This window comes from Rhodanobacter sp. FW021-MT20 (assembly GCF_041107475.1).
Classification (GTDB): domain Bacteria; phylum Pseudomonadota; class Gammaproteobacteria; order Xanthomonadales; family Rhodanobacteraceae; genus Rhodanobacter_A; species Rhodanobacter_A glycinis.
The window spans coordinates 127,872-145,573 of sequence record NZ_JBGBPX010000002.1; the positions used below are offsets into that span (position 1 = coordinate 127,872).

The window sequence follows — 17,702 nt, forward strand, 5'->3', positions numbered from 1 at the left end:
CGAACTCTCCGAATCACGCCATGCGCGGGTGGCTGCCGGGTGAAACGGAATCGCGCAGGGCAGGCTTCCCGATCAGACCCATGATTTCGCGATGCAGTTCCGCCGAGCCTGCGGCAATGACCCGGCTGCCACTGTGCATGCCCAGCGAATGCCCTTCCCAATCCGTGATCACACCGCCCGCTGCCTCGATGACCGGCGCCAGCGCCAGATAGTCATAGGGCTTCAGGTCGGCCTCGATCACCACATCGATATGCCCGGAGGCAAGCAACGCATAGCTGTAGCAGTCACCGCCGAAACGCCGGTTCTGTGCGGCCCGGCTGATCCGTTCAAACACCGCCAACTCGGCTTGCGAAAACGCATCCGGCGAGGTGGTGTAGACCACCGCACCTGCCAGCGCCGTGCCCTGCCTGCTGCGGCACGGCCGTCCGTTGAGGGTCGTGCTTGCACCGCGCATGCCTATCCAGCGTTCGTCGAGCACCGGCATGTCGATCAAGCCAAGCACCGGTTGGCCCTCGTGCAACAGGGCCAGTAGCGTCCCCCACAGTGGCCAGCCCGTGACGAAGCTTCGCGTCCCGTCGATGGGATCGATCGACCACACGTATTCCGCATCGGTGTGGCTCGAGCCATGCTCTTCGCCAAGTACACCATGTTCCGGGTAGGCCTCCCGGATGCACTCGCGCACCATCGCCTCGACATTGCGGTCCACTTCCGTGACGGGACTAGCGTCACCCTTGAACTTGACATGCAAGTTGCTGCGGAAGCCCGGCAACGACATGGCCCGCGCGCGCTCGGCAACGCTTTCGGCGAATCGACGGAATTCCTCGGTGGACGACGCAGGCAAGGCCATTTGGCTACCTCACGAATGGAAACGAAGACGGAGCCGACCCTCGTCGACGCCTGCCCGGATCATGACAGGGCAGCGAGCACTTTTGTAGGATTTTCCTCAAATTTGCAAATGTCCACAAAATGACACATTCTCTGGGCAAGCTGGGGACCGGGTATCAGGACGTCCCACGCTTCAAGGACGCCCGTTCGCGAATCGACGCCAACAGCCGTACCGCACAGGTTGCTCTCATGCGCATAGCCACCAGACTCGCCGCCGCGTTTGCCGTGTATGCCCTTGCCTGTGGTTGGGCACAGGCGGGCTCGATCACGGTCTATACGGCGCTCGAGAACGACGAAGTCTCGGTGTACCTGGCCGCCGCGCGCCAGGCGATGCCTGACCTGCACGTCCACGTGCTGCGCCTTTCCACGGGAGACTTGGCCGCACGCCTGATCGCCGAATCCGCCGCGCCGCATAACGACGTGATCTGGGGCGAGGCACTCACCGACATGCTCGATCCGCGCATCGAGGCCGAGCTGGCACCGGTCACATCGCCCAACATCGCGAAGCTGCCTTCGCGCTACCGCGCGCCGGACGACAAATGGTTCGTCGCCACCGGCTACCTCGCCGCCTTCTGCGTGAATACCGATGCGCTCGCGGCCCAGCATCTGCCCATGCCGACATCGTGGGCTGACCTGGCGAAGCCGGTCTACAAGGGCCAAGTCGTCATGCCGGACCCGCAATCTTCCGGTACCGGCTACATGATTGTGGCGGCGATCCTGCAAGGCATGGGCGCGGACAAAGGCTGGGCTCTGCTGAAGCAGATCGCCGGCAACGTCGCCCAGTTCAGTCCGTCCGGGTCCAGCCCTTGCAAGCTGGCGCGCACCGGTGAATTTCCCATTGGCGTGTCGTTCGCCTTCACCGCCATGCAATCGATCCGACAGGGCTTTCCGATCAGGATGGTGATCCCATCGAGCGATGTCGCCTATCAGCTGGAGGCCTCCGCCATGATGAAGACCTCGGCAAACCAGGTCGATGCGAAGCGCTTCCTCGATTGGATCGCCTCACCGCAGGCCGCCGCGCTGTACCGCAAGTACAAGAGCATCGTCGCGATGCCCGGCGCCGGACCGACGCCCGAGCAGATCAAGGACGGGCTGCCGGCAGACATCGCGCACCGACTGTATCCGATGGATTTCAAGGCATCGATGGAAAACCGCGCGGCGACCATCGCCAGATGGAAGAGCGACGTGGCGAACTGATACACGGGCACAAGAACGGGGAGCTCTCTGGTGCATTTCACGGTAAACGACGTCAGCAAGTCCTTCGGTGGCCGCCCGGCCCTGGATCGGGTGAGCTTTGCCGTGGGCGAACGCGACTTCGTCTGCCTGCTCGGGCCGAGCGGCTGCGGCAAGACCACCTTGCTGCGAATCGTCGCGGGCCTGCTCGCGACTGACAGCGGCAGCATCATGCTCGGTGCGAGGGACATCACCCGCATGCCGGCGCGCGAACGCAATTTCGGCATCGTGTTCCAGTCGTACTCGCTGTTTCCGAACATGACCGTGGCGGAAAACATCGGTTACGGCATGAAGCTTCGCGGCCTGCCGCCCCGCGCCGCCGCAGCACGCCGCGATGAACTGCTCCGGCTGATCCAGCTTCCGGATGAAGCAGGCAAATATCCCGCGCAGCTTTCCGGTGGGCAGCAGCAACGTGTTGCGCTGGCACGAGCGCTGGCCGTCGATCCGGCCTTGCTGCTGCTCGACGAGCCCCTTTCCGCCCTGGACGCCCGCGTGCGCGAACAGATGCGCGGCGAGATTCACCAGGTGCAACGCCAACTCGGCATTCCCACCCTGATGGTCACGCATGACCAGCAGGAAGCGCTGACCCTGGCCGACACGATCATTTGCATGAACCGGGGCCGCATCGAGCAGATCGGCACGCCACGCCAGCTGTACATGAATCCGGCGACGCGCTTTGTGGCCCAGTTCATCGGCGCGTCCAACCTGTTGCCGACAAGCTGGGTGCGCGAAGCGCTGCCGACGCTGCTGTCCGGGCGACCTGCAGCACCCGACCACCATCTGGAAGCCTGCCTGCGTCCGGAGGACGTGCACGCAACTGCCGCCGAAGACGGCGAAGGCACGGTACGCGCCGTCACCTTCCTCGGCAGCATGATCCGGCTGGTGATCGACTGGCGGGGCCGCTCATTCACCGCGGAGCAGCATCGCGACTGCACGCTCAAGCCCGGTGACAGCGTCACCCTGGACGTGCGACCGGACCGTTGCGCATGGGTGGCCGCATGAACCGGGCCGTGCGTACAAACCATCCTGGCGTGCCGGGCGATCGCCTGCTGGCCTGGACCTTCATCGGCCTGCCCGTGCTCGGCCTGCTGCTGTTCTTCGGCTACCCGCTGATCGTCATCGGCCTGCGCAGCTTCCTCGGTCAGGGGGATGTCCTGAGCCTGGCCCATTACCGGCGGCTGTGGACCGACCCCGGCCTTCCGCGTGTCATGTTGCATACGCTGTGGGTCAGCGGCACCACCATGCTGCTCACCACGGTGGCGGCGCTGGCGATCGCGATGGCGCTGCACCGGTCGCGGATGAAGGGCAAGTGGCTGGTCCGTGGCGTCCTCATTCTGCCGCTGCTGGCGCCGTCGCTGGTGCAGGGGCTGGGATTGATCTTTTTGTTCGGGCGCAACGGCCTGGTGCACAGGCTCACCGGCTTGCCCACCGACATCTACGGCTTCGCCGGCCTGGTCGCCGCGGACGTCCTGTACGCGCTTCCACAAGCCGTGCTGATCATTTCCGTCGCGCTGGTACGCACCGATCGCCGCTACTACGACGCCGCGGAATCGATGGGTGCCTCCGCCTGGCGGCAATTCATCGACATCACCTTGCCCCAGGCCAAGCTTGGCCTGCTGTCAGCGGCCTTCGTGGTGTTCACCATCACCATCACCGATTTCGGCAATGCCATGGTCGTGGGCGGCTCGTATCGGGTTCTGGCCTCCGAGATCTACAATCAGGTTTCCGGCCAGATGGATTTCGGCATGGGCGCAACCATCGGCATGGTCCTTTTGCTGCCGGCGATTCTGTCGCTGTATATCGAGCACGTGGCCTCGCGCCAGCACAACGGTTCGGAACACGCGCTGCCTTCCGAAGCACCGCCCGGGCGCGGGCGCGACGCGGCGTTGTCGATGACCTGCATCGGTTTGCTGTTGCCGGTGGCGGTCGTACTGGCGACCGTGTTCTACGCCAGCTTCGTAAAGCTGTGGCCCTACGACTTCAGCCTGACGCTGGCGCATTACCACACGAACCTTCCGGACGGCTATACGCCTATCCTTACTTCACTGAAGATCTCGATTGCCGTAGCCATCTTCGGCACGCTGCTACTGTTCATGCTGGCGATCGGCATGCGTCGACTGTCGCCCGCCCTGGCCCGCATCGTCGCGTTCCTCGCCATGATGCCGGCGGCCGTGCCCGGCATGATCATCGGCATCGGCTACGTGCTGGCCTTCAACCATGGTCCGTTGTCGCACTGGCTCTACGGCAGCCTGGCCATCGTCGCGTTGTGCAATTTCTACCACTACCACACGCAAGGTTTCCTCACGATATCGACCGGCTTGCGTACCGTGCCGGCCGCGCTGGAAGACGCTACCACCTGCCTTGGAGGCGGCCCGTTGCAATCCACCCGGGACGCGGTGCTGCCGTTCGTCGCCCCGGCACTGGTATCGACGTTCTTCCTGCTTTTCATGCAATCGATGGTCACCCTCTCGGCGGTGATCTTTCTGGTCACGCCGGAATTGAACCTGGCTTCCGTATCCGTCATGCAGTTGAACGAGAACGGCTTCATTTCGCAGGCGGCCGCCTATTCCGCGTGCATCGTCGCCGTCGTGGCCGTCGCACTCGGCCTGATGCGCCTGAGCACGGCCCGCATCGGCATCTATCTGCAACAAAGGGGAAAACTGCATGTGGCATGAGGAACGCCATCAACGCATCCGCAGCCTGCTGAAGGCGTTCGGACAGGTCTCGGTCGATCGATTCACCAGCGATCTCGGCGTATCGCGCGAAACGATCCGCCGCGACCTGCTGAAGCTCGAAGCCATGGGCGAGGTCTTGCGGGTGCATGGCGGTGCCGTACTTGCCGGAAACGAACCTCCCATCGGGGTCCGTGCCACCACGCGGGTCAAGGAAAAACAGCTGATCGCAAAGAAGATTGCCGCGCTGGTCGAAAGCGGGCAAACCGTTTTCCTCGATTCGGGGAGCACCATGTCGGCGGTCGCCGAAGCGCTGGCAGGGCTGATCAACCTGACCGTCGTCACCAATTCGGTGGACGTGGCCAGGAAGATCGCTGGCCCCACGGGTGACCGCAACAACAATCACGTGCAACTGCTGGGCGGCCGTTTCCACGGCGAACTGTCCTCGAACTACGGGCCCGGCACCATCGCCGAAATCCAGCGCTACCAGGCGCACCTGGCGATTCTCTCACCAGTGGGCGTAGACACCGAGTACGGCGCGAGCAGCTTCTTGCTGGATGAGTCGGAAATCGCACGAGCCATGAACGCGAATGCATTGCGTACGGTGATCGCCGCCGACCATTCGAAGATTGGCGTGCGCAGCAGGATCGGCTACTGCCCGCTGAAGGACATCGATGTGCTGGTAACGGACCGGGCTGCCGTGAAGATCAAGGCGATGAAGGCGATAAGCAGACACGTCGGAAAGGTGATCTACGCATGAAACCGGTCATCCGACGAGGCGGGTATCGCGGACAGTCGCCACCACGACACCGCGCCTGCCGGGAAACACTTGAAGCAGACGGCCCATGAGCCCGCTCCGAATGAAGCACAAGGAATAGAAGCTGCATGTTGCGTTGGCCACCGACGATATGTCGGTCGAAAAAATTCAATACGGCGGTGCATCGGGCACCTGCCGTCATCGAACCCCCTCAGCTCCAGGGGCTCGGCGGAATACCCGGGACCCGATTTTTCATGGATGGCTTTTGGATCGATTGAAATCGATGTATCCATTGCTTGTCAGCAACCTATCTTCTTTTCAAGGAGTCACCACCATGAGTCGGCAAATGAAATCCGTTTCACTCCGATCGGCGATTGCGCTGGCACTGGCAGCCGTGCTGTCAGGCACCGTCGTGCACGCCCAATCCACCACCGGCAGCATCATCGGGCAAGCCCCTGTCGTCAGCGGCGAAACCGTCCTGATCCAGGGCAGCAACGGCCTCACTCGCGAAGTGCCCGTCGACAGCCGGGGCCGCTACAGCGCGGTATCGCTGCCCCTGGCCACCTACACGGTGTCGCTGCAGCAGAACGGCAAGACCCTCGACACGCGCGACCATGTCACCTTGCGCGTCGGCATTGCCACCAATGTGTCCTTCTCCGCGACGGCCTCCGCAAACACCTCGCCGGCCGGCGTGCAACAACTCAGCACCGTCTCGGTGAGCGCCAATGCGCTGCCCCCTATAGATGTCACCTCCACCGGCTCCAGCACCATCATCACGGCCGAACAGATGGCCAGGTTGCCGCTGGCGCGCACGGCCGAGGCGGTGGCCTTGCTGGCTCCCGGCGCACTGCCCGCCAGCACCTACTTCCATGGTGCCATGGGCAACACACTGGTCTCGTTCAGCGGTTCGGCGGCCACCGAGAACGCCTACTACATCAACGGCTTCAACACGACCGACCCGCTGAGCGGCTTTGGCGGCATCACCCTGCCCTACGGCGCGGTCGAGCAGGAAGAGATATTGAATGGCGGCTACTCGGCAGCCTATGGCCGCTCCGACGGCGGCGTGATCAGCCAGGTCGGCAAGCGCGGCACCAACCAATGGCATTTCGGTGCACAGGTGCTGTGGCAGCCGGCCTTCGCGCAGAACGACCAGCGGAACATCTACTACGCCCGCGGCAGCAAGGCCGGCCAGATCTTCCAGCGCAAGAACCAGAACAAATCATGGGAAACCACGGTGGATGCCTACGCTGGCGGACCGCTGATCAAGGACCGCCTGTACGTCTTCGCCGCCGTCGAGGCGAAGCAGCAGCAAGGCAACACGATCAGCGACAAATCATCGACCCCCGCCAATACCCGCTACACCTACAAGGATCCGAAGAGCTACCTGAAGCTCGACTGGAACATCAACGACTCCAACATCCTGGAACTGACCGGGGTGTCGCAGACCCATCGCTCCGACGCTTCCGACTATGCCTACGACTACGACAGCGGCAGCACTGGCGGCTTCGTCAGCAAGGACACAACCAACAAGACCAGCGCAAAAATCTATGTGGCCAAGTTCACCAGCTACATTACCGACGACCTCACGCTGAGCGCCATGTACGGCAAGTCCAGCATCGACTACTTCACCCAGGTGCCTGACTCCGGCGTGGATGGCCCCAGCATTCGCGGACTTGACCAGGAGAACCCGGCATATGTCGGGAACCAACCGCGCACCAACGGCCAGACCATTGACGTAGTCAACAATCCCAGCCATCGCTCGACCAATCGCAACCTGCGGCTGGACCTCACCTACAAGATCGGCGACCACTCGATCACCGCGGGCATCGACAACCAGGACTCGCACGACATCGACGACGGCGCCACCATCGGTAGCGGCTACGAGCTGTGGTACGGCAAGGGCGACCCGAATACCGACATCAGCGAATCTCCCTTCGTCGATGCGCCCGGCAAATACCCCGGCGGCGAGGAGGGCTACTTCGGCTACATCCGCCACTATTCCAATTCCGCCTCGGTGCGGGTGAAACAGCGGGCGCAATACGTCGAGGACCACTGGCAGGTTACCGACCGGTTGATGCTGCAACTTGGCATCCGCAACGACCAGTTCACCAACTACAACCCCGCCGGCGCCCCCTATCTTCGCCTCACCAGTCCGCAGTGGGCACCTCGGCTGGGCTTCTCCTGGGACGTGCATGGTGATTCGTCGCTGAAGGTCTACGGCAACGCCGGACGCTACTACCTCGCCATGCCGGCCAGCGTGGCGCTGCGCACGGCAGCGGGCTCGATCGCCACGAACCAGTACTTCACCTATACCGGCATCGATGCCAATGGCATGCCGACCGGCATGACCTTCCTAAAGTCGTCTACCGGCGGCGCCGTCTCGCCCAACGGCGAATACGGCCAGCCACCGGACCCGAAGACCGTCAGTGCGCAGAACATCAAGTCGGAATACCAGGATGAATTCATCCTCGGCTTCGACCAGCAGATCAATCCGAAGTGGCTATGGGGCATGAAGGGGACCGTGCGCCATCTGAGGAATGCACTGGACGACGTCTGCGACAACGGCGCGATCGGCCGCGCGGCACAGGCGCAGGGGGCGGATCTTTCCACGCTCACCATCGGCTCGTGCTACCTGTCCAACCCGGGGCGCGCCAATACCTACGACCTGGTCAACGCCAGCGGCGGCTACACGAAGGTGACCGTCACCAACAAGGACTTCGGCTTCCCCCAACTCAAGCGCAATTACGATGGACTGGAGGTCTACCTGTCGCATCCGTTCGACGGCAAGTGGTCGGGCAAGATCGATTACGTCTGGTCGCACAGCTACGGCAACACCGAGGGCCAGGTCACCTCGTTCACAGGGCAGCAGAACGTGTCCGCCACGCGTGACTGGGATTACTACCAGCTGATGCTCTACGCCAATGGCGACCAGGGCAACGACCGGCGCCATGCGCTGAAGATCTACGGCTCGTACCAGATCGCACCGGAATGGATGGTGTCGGCGAATCTTTCGATTCTCTCCGGCCTGCCCAAGGAGTGCCTCGGATTCTTCGGGACGCAGCAGAACGATCCGGTCGGCTATGGCAGTTACTACCATTACTGCGATGGCCAACCTTCTCCTCCGGGCAAGGTCGGCAGCAATCCGTGGCAGGAGATCATCACCGGCAGCGTCGAATACCGCCCGCAGTGGGCCGACCACAAGCTGGCATTCAACCTGATGGTGTACAACCTGCTCAACCAGCAACGGCCCCTGCAGATCAGCCCTGGATACGGCTCGAGCAAATCGATCAACGACAGCTATGAGCGCGTCATCGACTACACGATGCCTCGATACGTCCGCTTCGGAATCTCCTACGACTTCTGACACGGCGATGCCTGCCCCGGCCAGCGCGTGGCGCGCATGGCCGGGTCCGGCATTCTGGAACAACCGGACCCAAGAGGACCGAACATGCATCGCTTCATGCGTCATGCCTTTCCCGCTTTCTTTCTGGTCGCCGCCATGGCCACCGGATCGGCCCACGGCGCCGACCAGGCCCACGTGCAGCTTCCCAGCGAGATACCGGCACACTTCAAACCGGTGACCGGCAGTTTCGACTTCACCCGCCGCGTCGTCGACATCCCGATGCGCGACGGCGTGAAGCTGCACACCGTGATCCTCATCCCGAAGGGCGCGACACACGCAGGCATCCTGCTCACCCGCACGCCCTATGGCGCGGACAGCATGACCCATCATGCCGACAGCCCGCACCTGGGCCCGACGATCGTCGGCTATGACACCCCCGACGACATCGTCGTCGAGGACGGCTATATCCGCGTGGTGCAGGACGTGCGCGGCAAGTACGGTTCCGGTGGCGCCTTCGTGATGAACCGCCCGATGCGCGGTCCGTTGAACAAGACCTCGGTCGACGATGCGACGGACACCTACGACACCATCGACTGGCTGGTGAAGAACCTGCCGCAGAGCAACGGCAAGGTCGGCATCATCGGCATTTCCTACGACGGCTTCGAGGCCCTGGTAGGTGCCTTCCATCCACATCCCGCCCTGAAGGTGGTGGTGCCGATCAATCCGATGGTGGATGGCTGGATGGGCGACGACTGGTTCCACAACGGCGCCTTCCGCGAGCAGATGATTCCCTATATCTACGGCCAGGATGCCGGCCGCTCCAGCCAGTATCCGTGGTGGTCCGGCGAGCGCGACGACTACAACCTTTACCTCAAGGCCGGTTCCGCCGGCGCGCTGGCACAGTCGCGTGGCATGGACCAGCTCGGTTTCTGGCGCAAGCTGCTCGCGCATCCGGCCTATGATGCGTTCTGGCAAGACCAGGCCATGGACAAGTTGCTGGCGAAGCAACCGCTGAGCGTCCCGATGATGCTGGTCCACAGCCTGTGGGACGAGGAAGACATCTACGGCGACATGGCCGTCTATCGCGCGCTGGCCGACAAGCCCTCGGCGCGCGGCAAACTGTTCCTGGTCATCGGACCCTGGCGTCATGCCAAGACCTGGGAGCGGGCGCCGGACATCGGCAAGATCGACCTGGGCATGAACACCGGCGACTGGTTTCGCAACCACGTGCTGCGACCGTTCCTGGCGCAATACCTGAAAGACGGCGCGCCGAAGGCATCCATCGCACCCGTCACGGCCTTCATCACCGGCGCCAATCGCTGGGAACGACTCGCGCATTGGCCCGAAGGTTGTGATGGTCATTGCACGCCCACCATGAAACCGCTCTACCTGCACGCCGACGATGGTCTGGGTTTCACAGCGCCAAAGGCCGGTGGCAGCGGCTACGACGAATATGTGTCCGACCCGGCCAAGCCAGTGCCCTATCGCATCCGCCCGATCCAGCCGTGGAGCCACGGCATGCCCGACCAGGTCGATACGTGGCCCGAATGGCTGGTCGACGATCAGCGTCAGTTCGCTACCCGCACCGACGTGGTGACCTATGTCTCCAAACCGCTCGAGCAGCCGCTGATGATCGCCGGCTCACCCGCCGTGCATCTGGTGGCCTCGACCAGTGGCAGCGACAGCGACTGGGTGGTCAAGCTGATCGATGTGTATCCCGATGAGATGGCGGAGCAGCCTTCGATGGGTGGTTACGAGCTTCCGATCGCCATGGATATTTTCCGCGGCCGCTATCGCAAGAGCTTCGCCGATCCCGAGCCGATTCCATCGAACCGGCCATTGCCGTACCGATTCGACCTGCCGACCGTCAACCATGTCTTCAAGAAGGGGCATCGACTGATGGTGCAGATCCAGTCGAGCTGGTTTCCGCTTTACGACCGCAATCCGCAGGCCTTCGTGCCAAACATTTTCCTGGCCAAACCGGGCGACTACCAAAAGGCGACGCAGCGTATCTATCACAGCCCGCAACAGGCGACATACATCGACCTTCCCGTCGTGAAGGCCGTGCAGTAACAGAAACACCGAATGCCCGGCTTTCCGTTTCCGCCTCAAGGAGTCCGCATGTCCGCAACAGCATTGTTCCGCAGGATCCTCGCACCATCGGCCATCGCCATGTCGATTTTCGCGGCTTTCGCCAGTATGGCGGCACCGGCATCGATGCATCCGGACGTGTCGAAGATGCCATGGATGAACAAGGCACTCTCGCCGGACAGGCGTGCCGATCTGGTTATCGCGCAGATGACCCTGGACGAGAAGATCCAACTGGTCCACGGCACTCACTGGATCGTGCACCGAGACGGCCAGGACGTCCCCGCGCATTCGAACTACGGCGCCGGCTTTGTACCGGGCATTGATCGCCTTGGCATTCCCGGCATCAACATGGCGGACTCTGCCGTGGGCGTCCGTGTGTCGACCTTCCAGGGGCGCTACGCAACCCTGTTGCCCTCGACCCTGGGGGCCGCTTCGAGCTGGAATCCGCAAGCTGCTTTCCTGTACGGCTCCGTGATTGGCCGCGAACTGCGCGCAATGGGTTTCAACATGTCCATCGGCGGCGGTGTCGATATCACCCGCGAGCCGCGCAACGGACGCAATTTCGAATACGCCGGCGAGGATCCGTTGCTGGCCGGCACCATGACCGGCAACCTGATGAAGGGCGTACAGGCCCAGCACCTGATGGGTGACGTCAAGCACTACGCCTTCAACGATCAGGAAACCGGACGCACGATCTACAGTGCCGACATCAACAAGCGCGCAGCGCGCGAAAGCGACCTGCTCGCCTTCCAGATCGCCATTGGCATCGCGCACCCGTCTGGCGTGATGTGCTCGTACAACCGTGTCAACACGGTCTACGCCTGCGAGAACCACTGGCTGCTTACCGACGTGCTGAAGAAGGATTTCGGCTTCAAGGGCTGGGTGTTGTCCGACTGGGGCGGTACGCACTCCACCGTCAAGGCGGCGCTCGCCGGCCTCGACCAGGAGATGCCCAGTGACAAGTACTTTGGCGAACCGCTGAAGCAGGCCGTGCTCGCCGGCAAGGTACCCATGTCGCGGCTCGACGACATGGACCATCGCATCCTGCGCAGCATGTTCGCCGCCGGCGTCATCGATGACCCGCCGACGCCACGCACGGTGATCAACCCTTTCCGCGGCCGCGATGATGCCCAGCAGCTTGCCGAAGAAAGCATGGTGCTTCTGAAAAACGAGGCACACCTGCTGCCCTTGCAGGCTTCGTCCATCCGCTCGATCGCCCTGATCGGCTCGCATGCCGACGTCGGCGTGCCCTCGGGCGGCGGCTCGGCCCAGGTGAACGCGCCCGGCGGCAACGCCATTGGTCCCGGCGCCCACGCAGGGGAGAGCATTTATTTCCCATCGTCGCCCCTGAAATACATCCGCGAACACGCACCCGCTGCCAAAATCGACTTCAACCCGGGCACTGACCCGGCCGCCGCTGCCGCGCTGGCGCGAACGGCCCAGGTCGCCATCGTTTTCGTCAACCAGCCCATGCAGGAAGGCATGGACCGCCCCACGCTCGCGCTGCCCCATGACCAGGATGCGCTGGTAGCCGCCGTAGCCGCCGCCAATCCGCATACCCTCGTCGTGCTCGAAACCGGCGGCCCGGTCGCCATGCCTTGGATCGACAAGGTGCAGGGAATCGTCGAAGCCTGGTATCCCGGGATCGGTGGTGCGCAGGCGCTTGCCGACCTGCTCTTCGGCAATGTCGACTTCTCTGCCAAGCTGCCGGTCAGCTTCCCCCGCAACGACAACCAGCTGCCTCATCCCGAGATCGCCGGAATCACCGCAACAACCGCGTCGAAGACGCCGGTCTTTTTCGACGTGGACTACAACAAGGCAGGGGCCGCGGTCGGCTACAAATGGTTCGAGATGAAGCATCTCAAGCCGCTGTTCCCGTTCGGCTTCGGCCTCTCCTACACCAGCTACGCGTATTCGGGGCTGACGGTAGACCGTGATGGCCACACGGCCACGCTTACCGTCAGGAACACCGGCCAGCGCGCCGGGGCCGAAATCGCCCAGGTCTATGCGGTACTGCCGAAGGCCTCCGGAGAGACTTACAAGCGCCTTGTCGGCTTCGACCGGGTCGAGCTCGCGCCGGGCGAATCAAAGCGCATCACGGTTCCGTTGAATTCGCTGTGCCTGTCCGTCTACGACACGGCGAAGGACACCATGCTTCGCCTGCCAGGAACCTACACGATTCTTGCAGGGCCGTCCTCCGCGGACACGCCGCTTAGGGCAAGTTTCGTCCAGGCTCATTGATCACGCCGACCGCCTGGCCGCGCCATGCGACTGCGACGGACGAGCCGCGGCTACAGCTTCGCGAAAAGTCCAGGCCATTCACGGATACACACATGCAGATACCCACGTCGACGACACCACCCCGGGTCGATCCCGCCTCACGCAAGCGTCGCCTTGGCCTGCGCCACTGGGGTGTCTGCATGTTGCTGGCAAGCTTGTCGGCAAGTGCCTTGGCGGGGGCTTCATCATCAGCGGCTGCACAGGACCATGAACCGGCCCGACGGCACACCATCAGCTACGACCGCTACTCGCTGAAGATCGACGGTCGGCGCATCTATGTATGGTCGGGCTCGTTCCACTACTGGCGATTGCCCAGCCCAAGCCTGTGGACAGATGTCTTCCAGAAGATGAAGGCCGCCGGCTACAACACCGTGGAAATCTATTTCAACTGGGCCTACCACTCGCCCCGCAAAGGGCGCTACGACTTCTCGGGCATCCGCGATGTCGATCGCGTACTCGACGACGCCCAGAAGGCCGGCCTCTACGTCATCGCGCGGCCGGGCCCATACATCAATGCGGAAACCGACGCCGGCGGTTTCCCCGATTGGTTGATCGCGGTCAAGGGCCGGGCACGCTCGCCGGCGCCGGATTACACCGCCGCCTACAAGGAATGGCTCACCCGCATCGACCGCATCCTGGCCCGCCACCAGCTCACCAACGGAACCGGTTCGGTGATCCTCTACCAGGTCGAGAACGAGTTCTACGACAACTCTCCAGCCGGGCGCCGCTACATGCGCGACATCGAGCAAAAGGCCCGTGCCGATGGCATCACGGTGCCGCTTGTCGGCAACCACAATGGAAGCTTCGAGCACGGCGTCGGTGCAATCGATATCCCGGGCTACGACGATTACCCGCTGGGCTTCGACTGCTCGCGTCCGCAGCAGTGGAGTGAACTTTACGATTACACCCGCGAGCGTCGTGCGCTGACCCATGCTCCGCTGTTCTTTCCCGAATACCAGGGCGGCTCGTTCGACCCCTGGGGCGGCCCGGGTTACGCAAAGTGCCGCCAACTCACCGGCCCGGCCTTCGAGCGCGTGTACTACGAAGCCATGATGGCCAGCGGCTCGACCATGCAGAATTTCTACATGACCTACGGCGGCATCAACTGGGGCTGGCTGGCCTCGCCCGGCGTATACACCTCCTACGACTACGCCGCACCCATCGATGCGGCGCGACGACTGACCGCCAAGTACGACCAGCAGAAACTGCTCGGCTATTTCACCCGGGCGGTGCAACCGTTGACCCAGACCGACCGGATGGCGGCCAAGTCGCCGGACAATCCCGCCTTGCGCCTGGATGCGCGGATCAATCCGGTCGACGACACGCAGTTCTACATCCTGCGCCACGCCGACGCGCGCTCCACCGCCGCCGACAGCACCCACCTCTGGCTCGACCTGGGCCGCGGTGATCGCAGCAGCGCGGCAGCACCGGACCGTTACACGCGGATCCCGCAACAAGCGGGCACCGCGCTGCGAATCGATGGCCGTGACTCCAAGATCCTGCTGGCCGACTATCACTTCGGAGGGCAGAATCTGCTGTATTCCACCTCCGACTGGATGACCAACCTCAGCCAGGGCAAGCGCGATATCGCGGTCATCTACGGCCGCCGTGGCGAGGATGGCGAAACCGTATTCACCTATCGGGCGAAGCCGTCGGTCCAGGTGCTTTCCGGCAAGGTGGTCACCGCATGGGATGCCACCCGCGGCCAGCTGAGGCTGAATTACACGCACGAAGGCCTGACGCGCGTGCTGATCCAATCCGGCCAGCATTCGCTATTGCTGCTGATCGGCGACGACCAGACGGCAGAACGCTTCTGGAAACTCGACACGCAAAGCGGCGCCGTGCTGGTGCGCGGCCCCTATCTCGTGCGTACGGCATCGCTCGCCGCCGCTCCAGCAGTGCCACGCACGATCGAACTGACCGGCGATACCGACAAGGCCACCACGGTGGAAGTATTCGCCCCCGCCGACGTCCACGAGTTCACCTGGAACGGCCATCCCGTCCATGCCGAGACGACGCCTTCCGGCAGCCTGCTCGGGCAGCTCGACGGACCGCAGCCGGTGACCCTGCCGCAACTGACCGACTGGAAATACCAGCCGGGTGCCCCGGAAATCCAACCCTCCTTCGACGACTCGCACTGGCCGGCTGCGAACCGGAAAAGTTCGAACAACCCGAACTGGAACGGCCACCTGCCCATCCTCAACAGCGACGACTACGGGTTCCACCACGGTAACGTGTGGTATCGCGGTCATTTCACCGCCACTGGTCGCGAGCAAGGCGTCATCCTCGCCGCCTCGCCGGGAACCCACCAGGGCAACCATGGCCGCTTCACGGTCTGGCTCAATGGCCGTTACCTGGGCGACTACCCCAGCGGCGCCAGCTACTTCGGCTTCGATCCCGCCGACCTGAAAGTCGGCAAGGACAACGTGCTGTCGGTGCTGGTCGGCAACATGGGGCACAACCAGGACGGCAGCGGCGACGACCTGTTCAAGCAGCCGCGCGGACTGGAATCCGCCACTCTGCTGGGCGCGTCGCCGACGATAAAGTGGAAGATCCAGGGCGATCGCGGCGGCGAAGTGCCCGCAGACCCGGTACGCGGCCCGATGAACAACGGCGGCCTGTACGGCGAGCGCATGGGCTGGTCGCTGCCAGGCTATCCCGACCAGGGTTGGACTGCGGCCACCATGCCGAGGACCACCAGCACGCCCGGCGTCGACTGGTACCGCATAACCTTCACGCTGGATGTGCCGGTCGGCCAGGACGTGCCGGTCGGGCTGAAGATCAGTGACGATCCCTCGCGCCACTATCGTGCGCTGATCTTCATCAACGGCTGGCAGGTCGGCCGCTACATCAATGCGACCGGTCCGCAGCGCGTGTTCAACCTGCCTGCCGGGCTGTTGAATCCACATGGCCGGAACACGATTGCGATCGCTGACTGGAATACCGGTACTCGCGGCGGACTGGGCAAGGTATCGCTGGTGACGCTGGGTAACTACCGCAGCGCGTTGCACGTTCGCCTGGTGCCCGCACCTGGCTACCGCGAGCTGTTCGCCTCGCCGGCAGGAGCGGCTTCCGGAAAAACCTCCGCCCATCCTCCGAAGCATTGACCGAGAGCCCTCGATGAAGAATGTCTCCACGCTTGCGTCGGCCGACGGAAAACGCCTCGCCCTCACCCGTCGGCACGGAATGTACTCGCTGTGCTGCCTGCTGCTGGCGATCATGCTGCTGGCATGGTCCGCCGCGGCAAGGTCCTTCGCCGTGGACACCGCCACGCCGGCGCGTACACCGCCGATGGGCTGGAACAGCTGGAACCACTTCGGCACCGCCGTCACCGCGGCGGATATCCGCCACGCGGCCGACGCACTGGTATCCAGCGGCATGGCCGCAGCCGGCTACCGCTACGTCATCATCGACGACGGCTGGCAGGGCGAGCGCGACGCACGCGGCGTGCTACACCCCAACGCCAAGTTTCCGGACATGAAGGCACTGGCCGCCTATGTACACGCCAAGGGGCTGGAGTTCGGCATCTACTCCTCGCCTGGCAAACGCACCTGTGGCGGCTACGCCGGCAGCGCGGGTCACGAGGCGCAAGACGCACGGACGTTCGCCAGCTGGGGCGTGGACTACCTCAAGTACGACATGTGCAGCTTCACCCGACAACTGGAAGGCAAGCCGCCGGCGCGACAGGTGGCCATGATGAAAGCGGCCTACCTGCGCATGCACCATGCACTCGATGCCACCGGCCGACCCATCGTTTACGCCTTGTGCAATGGCGGCTGGGGTCGCATCTGGACGTGGGGTGCCGCCGTGGGTGGCAACCTGTGGCGCAGCAGCGCCGACATCCGGTCCAACTACCAGAGCATGCTGTTCAACGCCACCTCGCAACTGGGGCTGCAGCGCTACGCCGGCCCGGGCCACTGGAACGATCCGGACATGCTGGAGATCGGCAACCCGGGCATGGACGACCCGGCGATGGAACGTACCCACATGAGCCTGTGGACGCTGCTGGCCGCGCCACTGATTGCCGGCAACGATCTGTCGGCAATGAATGCGGACACACGCGCCGTGCTGACCAACCCGGAAGTGCTGGCCATCGACCAGGATCCGCGCGGTGTGCAGGGGCGTCGGGTCGCGCAACGCGGACCGATCCAGTTGTGGGCGCGCCCGCTGGCCAACGGCACACTGGCAGTGGGATTGTTCAACACGCTCGATCATCCGCTCGGCGCCACGCTCGACTTCGAGGCACTGGGGCTGCATGGCGCGGTGCCTGCACGCGATCTGTGGCGGCATCGCGACCTGGGCGATATCGACACGCGCCGCGTATTTCAGGTACCGGCCCATGGCGTAATTCTGCTTGAGCTGGGCGTCCCGGCAAAAAGTTAGTCCCATCCGTTGTGCGTGATCTCCCGGGAAGATCGACGAAATGGATGTCCTTCCACGA

At 63.5% G+C, this 17,702-nt stretch carries 10 protein-coding genes; 9 read left to right on the plus strand and 1 reads right to left on the minus strand.

What is annotated here, in order from left to right:
- Window positions 1-13: 13 nt before the first annotated feature.
- On the minus strand, window positions 14-847 hold the full coding sequence (hisN, locus tag AB7849_RS03550; RefSeq protein WP_092701575.1) for a histidinol-phosphatase: 834 nt from the start codon (window positions 845-847) through the stop codon (window positions 14-16).
- A 227-nt stretch (window positions 848-1,074) separates the two neighbouring features.
- On the opposite strand from hisN, the gene AB7849_RS03555 reads away from it, so the two are divergent.
- From AB7849_RS03555 to AB7849_RS03595, 9 genes are all read left to right on the plus strand, one after another.
- Window positions 1,075-2,082: an ABC transporter substrate-binding protein gene (locus tag AB7849_RS03555; protein ID WP_092701823.1), complete on the plus strand. Its 1,008-nt coding sequence runs from the start codon at window positions 1,075-1,077 to the stop codon at window positions 2,080-2,082.
- 30 nt (window positions 2,083-2,112) lie between these two features.
- Window positions 2,113-3,120 (plus strand): ABC transporter ATP-binding protein, encoded by a 1,008-nt coding sequence (locus AB7849_RS03560; RefSeq protein WP_369500589.1) that lies wholly within the window; start codon window positions 2,113-2,115, stop codon window positions 3,118-3,120.
- Window positions 3,121-3,128: 8 nt separating this feature from the next.
- Window positions 3,129-4,793 (plus strand): ABC transporter permease subunit, encoded by a 1,665-nt coding sequence (locus AB7849_RS03565; protein WP_369500590.1) that lies wholly within the window; start codon window positions 3,129-3,131, stop codon window positions 4,791-4,793.
- Window positions 4,783-5,550, plus strand: coding sequence for a DeoR/GlpR family DNA-binding transcription regulator (locus AB7849_RS03570; RefSeq protein ID WP_092701581.1), 768 nt, complete (start codon window positions 4,783-4,785; stop codon window positions 5,548-5,550). Before AB7849_RS03565 ends, AB7849_RS03570 begins: the two co-directional genes overlap by 11 nt.
- Window positions 5,551-5,881: 331 nt before the next feature.
- Window positions 5,882-8,911, plus strand: coding sequence for a TonB-dependent receptor (locus AB7849_RS03575; RefSeq protein ID WP_245734848.1), 3,030 nt, complete (start codon window positions 5,882-5,884; stop codon window positions 8,909-8,911).
- An 84-nt stretch (window positions 8,912-8,995) separates the two neighbouring features.
- A complete protein-coding gene (locus AB7849_RS03580; protein WP_245734850.1) occupies window positions 8,996-10,963 on the plus strand; it encodes a CocE/NonD family hydrolase in 1,968 nt (655 codons plus the stop codon).
- A 48-nt stretch (window positions 10,964-11,011) separates the two neighbouring features.
- Complete coding sequence (locus tag AB7849_RS03585) at window positions 11,012-13,222, plus strand: beta-glucosidase family protein (protein WP_092701587.1); 2,211 nt, start codon at window positions 11,012-11,014, stop codon at window positions 13,220-13,222.
- 92 nt (window positions 13,223-13,314) lie between these two features.
- Window positions 13,315-16,368 (plus strand): glycoside hydrolase family 35 protein, encoded by a 3,054-nt coding sequence (locus tag AB7849_RS03590; RefSeq protein WP_369500591.1) that lies wholly within the window; start codon window positions 13,315-13,317, stop codon window positions 16,366-16,368.
- Between the two features lie 13 nt (window positions 16,369-16,381).
- Window positions 16,382-17,644, plus strand: a complete 1,263-nt coding sequence (locus AB7849_RS03595) for a glycoside hydrolase family 27 protein (RefSeq protein WP_245734854.1) — start codon at window positions 16,382-16,384, stop codon at window positions 17,642-17,644.
- The last annotated feature ends 58 nt before the right edge of the window (window positions 17,645-17,702 follow it).

Bases quoted from the DNA above. Each gene is read 5' to 3' on its own strand.
- hisN (WP_092701575.1), bottom strand. From the start codon at position 847: ATGGCCTTGCCTGCGTCGTCCACCGAGGAATTCCGTCGATTCGCCGAA.
- AB7849_RS03555 (WP_092701823.1), top strand. From the start codon at position 1,075: ATGCGCATAGCCACCAGACTCGCCGCCGCGTTTGCCGTGTATGCCCTT.
- AB7849_RS03570 (WP_092701581.1), top strand. From the start codon at position 4,783: ATGTGGCATGAGGAACGCCATCAACGCATCCGCAGCCTGCTGAAGGCG.
- AB7849_RS03575 (WP_245734848.1), top strand. From the start codon at position 5,882: ATGAGTCGGCAAATGAAATCCGTTTCACTCCGATCGGCGATTGCGCTG.
- AB7849_RS03580 (WP_245734850.1), top strand. From the start codon at position 8,996: ATGCATCGCTTCATGCGTCATGCCTTTCCCGCTTTCTTTCTGGTCGCC.
- AB7849_RS03585 (WP_092701587.1), top strand. From the start codon at position 11,012: ATGTCCGCAACAGCATTGTTCCGCAGGATCCTCGCACCATCGGCCATC.
- AB7849_RS03590 (WP_369500591.1), top strand. From the start codon at position 13,315: ATGCAGATACCCACGTCGACGACACCACCCCGGGTCGATCCCGCCTCA.
- AB7849_RS03595 (WP_245734854.1), top strand. From the start codon at position 16,382: ATGAAGAATGTCTCCACGCTTGCGTCGGCCGACGGAAAACGCCTCGCC.